Source organism: Planococcus sp. RAB007_Raresut (genome assembly GCF_057369535.1).
Genome location: NZ_JBXYIF010000041.1, coordinates 1 through 386, shown reverse-complemented (window position 1 = coordinate 386; position 386 = coordinate 1). Strand labels below are relative to the sequence as shown.

The window sequence follows — 386 nt, the reverse complement described above, 5'->3', positions numbered from 1 at the left end:
GCCGACACGTACGAGCAGGATGAACTGTTCGCGACGCTCGACCCGTTGACGCGCGAGCTCGAACTTCCGCGAGGCGGGAAAGTGCTGATCACCGATACGGTCGGATTTATCCGTGACTTGCCGACGAAACTCGTTGCGGCGTTTCGTTCGACTTTGCAGGAAGTCGTCGGTGCCGACTTGATCCTCCACGTCATCGTTGCATCGAACCCGCACTACCTGAATCAAATCGATACCAGGAATGCGGTATTGGAAGAACTCGGTGCGAGTGAGGTGCCACAGCTCGAGGTATATAATAAGAAAGACCGTCTCACGAAAGACTTCGTCGGCGGACCACTGTTGATCTCGGCAATCGCATCGGAAGATATCGTGACGTTGACAGGAGCACT

Annotated in this window: 1 protein-coding gene; it reads left to right on the top strand. The window is 54.9% G+C overall.

Annotation, left to right across the window (positions count from 1 at the left end):
- The coding region (locus AC2Q9J_RS17655) for a GTPase (protein WP_499041967.1) at nt 1–386 on the top strand (386 nt) is incomplete at both ends.